This is a genomic window from Mesorhizobium sp. WSM4822 (assembly GCF_055811155.1).
In genome coordinates this window covers 1-2,856 of the sequence record NZ_JBVVQM010000055.1, presented here as the reverse complement: position 1 = coordinate 2,856, position 2,856 = coordinate 1, and the positions used below count along the sequence as shown (strand labels likewise).

Sequence of the window (2,856 nt, the reverse complement as noted above, 5' to 3'; positions counted from 1 at the left end):
TCCGGAGGATCGTTGGAATTGTTGTAGCTGTGCTTGACATCAGACCTTGCCCAAGGCTAGCATCGTCAACGATTCTTTGGTGTTAAGAATCTGCGAAAGCATACTCCACTGTATTGCAGCGGGCGGCGGCGTGTTGGCAACCGCGGAGCAACAGGCACTGTACCGGAGCAGCAGGCCTGAGGCATGGCTGCACCTGCGAACGTCCGCACAGCCGAACAAACCTTTGATCAGCGGCCGCCGTCCAGACATGACTATGCTGTATCGCTCGTCGGACCGTCTCTTCGTCGTGGCGCTCCATGGTTAGCGTGACGAGCACCCCATCTTGCCTGAGGGCTATGCACTGGGGAGATTTGCCGCCTGATTTGCGAGGAGCGCAGGCGCATGGAGTGGGACGAGCCTGATGCCAGTCATCAAGGCAGGCATGAAGAGGGTCGCTATCGCCGGATCGAGGTGGACCGGCCGGTGGCGGCGGCGCAACCGGACCCGGCGGAGAAGGCTCGGGTCGTCGCGGAGAGTGCAGGGTCGGCCGCCAACATCTCGGCAACGCGCGGCATGGGCGTAAGTCGTGACCTTCTTTCCGTTTGGCGGCGACAGGCGGGGCCGGTGCAGGCGAAAGCGACTGCCGAGGCGACGCCAGCCTGCGGTTTGTGCCGATTACGATCGCGGACGAGGACCGGCAGGTCGAGCACGCCGGCGCAGCGAAGCACTAGATGCCCACGTCGGCTGGTCGGGTTGAGCTCGAGATCGGTGAAAGCCGCCTCGTCCTAACGGGTTCGGTCGGTCTGACCCTGGCGGCCGCCATCGTGGATGCCTTGCGTGTGCGGCGGTCATTGCGCTTGGCGGCGACGTGAAGGTCCTGGTGGCGACGCAACCGGTCGACTTTCGCGGCGGCATCAATGGCCTCGTTGCCCTGGTCGCCTCCGCTCTTGAAGCCGATCCCTATTTATGAGTCGGGCGAGATTATGTGGCGGAGCCGCCCGGACCCCTTTCGGGCTGGCCAAACTGTGGCGCGACAATTCTGATGAGAAGCGCGCGACAATCTGGATGAGAATGTGGTGTCGCGGCGGAGGTGATGATCGCGGCGTTGATTGTCGCGCGCAAGAGGAGTTTTGTCGGTTTGATTGTCGCGGCGCGTCAATCAGCGACGCTGTTGGCGGTTGTGGCATAGGACGCGGGGCACCCGGGCCACGCTTTCGCTCCATGGCCTCGCGGCGCCTGTAGCGATTGCCACGAGAGCTGAGGAAAAAGGCCTGTTCCTTGGGCATAGGAAAAGCGGCATCCCGCTCATGGACGCAGCTACGAAGGGCAGCCTGGGTCGGCGACGCTGATCGGATTATTGGCAAGCTAAGGGCTGCGATCAGGCGAAGTGGTCAGACTTGATCGTTCCGACGTTGATCTGGCCAACGGGATTCTCCTCATTCGGAAGACGAAGTTCCGCAAGGAACGCCTGCTTGCCTTCATCCGCTCGCAGCCGCGGGTGTTCTGTGACGAAACGCCTCTGCCGCGACTTGATCCGGGACGCAAGTGGACGAAAGTCTGCTAGTTGTGGGCGCAGGCAGTCGATGATCGTCCCTGGCAGAGACCGGCACCGCCGGCAGCCGGCTATGTGTTTCCAGAAAGCCGGGGACCGGAGAGATCGAGACACAGCGATTCGACGGCATTCTCCAGGTCGATGGCTATGCGGCGTAAAAGAGCCTGGCGAAGCGGCGGCCAAGAGCAATATCGCACGCTTGCAGCTTGCCTTTTGTCGGGCCCATGCTCGGCGCAAGTTCGTCGAGGTGGTCAAGACGATCTGACCTGCCACTGAGAATTTCCTCCATCTGAGATTAGAGCCTCGACCGTCTTTGTTACGCCTTGTGGCGCGGGTTGAGCAACCGACGGAGGCGCGGAGCCTTCGATCGGCACAGCGTCGAAGCCGGTTGCGGTGATGACCTTGGCATAGGCTGCTGGGGTCTGGTAGCCGAGCGAGGAATGTGGCCTGGCGTTGTTGAAGTCCTCTCTCCATTCGGCGATGGCGCTTCGAGCGTGGTCGAGGCCGAAGAACAGGCTCTCGTTCAACAGCTCGTCGCGCATCCGGCCGTTGAAGGATTCGACATAGCCATTCTGCATCAGCTTGCCCGCCGCGATGTAGTGCCATCGCGTGATCCTTCGACCAGGCGAGGATGGCGTTCGACGTGAACTCGGTGCCGTGGTCGGAGACGATCATGCCCGGCTTGCCGCGCTGGGCGATCAGTTCCGTCAGTTCACGAAGCAACCCGACGGCCGGAGATCGAGGTGTCCGGAATCGCGGCCAGACATTCGCGCGTCACGTCGTCGACGATGTTGAGCACACGGAAGCGCCGGCCGCAGGCGAACTGGTCATGGACGAAATCCAGCGACCAGCGCGCATTCGGCTTTGCCTCGACCAGGATCGGCGCCCGCGTGCCGACTGCTCGCCGTCTTGCCCGGCGCTTGCGCACCGTCAGACCTTCCTCGCGATAGAGACGGTAGATACGGTTGACCCCAGATGCCTCGCCCTCGCGCCTGAGCAGGATGAACAGCCGCCTGTAGCCAAAGCGTCGGCGCTCGTTGGCGAGGTCACGTAGCCGACCACGCAGCTCCATCTCTGCCGGTCGGCGAGACTGGTAGCGGACCATCTTGCGATCGGCGCCGACGAAGGAACAGGCCCGACGCTCCGATAGGCCCAGGACGCCTGCAGATGCGCTACGGCTTCGCGCGCGGCGGGCGTCACCATTAATGGGATGGTCCGCCCCGTCCTCCCGCAGCATCATCTGGGCATACAACAAAGGAGGTTGCAATGTCCCCACGCAATGCGCCGCGCCCTGCGGCCGTCTATGGTGTCGATATCGGCAAGAA

At 62.7% G+C, this 2,856-nt stretch carries 3 pseudogenes; 2 read left to right on the top strand and 1 reads right to left on the bottom strand.

The features are described 5' to 3' along the window. Nucleotides 1–829 precede the first annotated feature (829 nt). Nucleotides 830–943: pseudogene (gene tnpB / locus AC0L3E_RS34450) on the top strand (IS66 family insertion sequence element accessory protein TnpB); the annotation flags it as partial. 498 nt (nt 944–1,441) lie between these two features. Further along, nucleotides 1,442–1,787 (top strand): annotated as a pseudogene (locus tag AC0L3E_RS34445) (IS66 family transposase); the annotation flags it as partial. On the opposite strand, the pseudogene AC0L3E_RS34440 reads toward AC0L3E_RS34445, so the two are convergent. Further along, a pseudogene (locus tag AC0L3E_RS34440) lies at nt 1,783–2,734 on the bottom strand (IS3 family transposase); the annotation flags it as partial. The pseudogenes AC0L3E_RS34445 and AC0L3E_RS34440 overlap by 5 nt on opposite strands. Between the last annotated feature and the right edge of the window lie 122 nt (nt 2,735–2,856).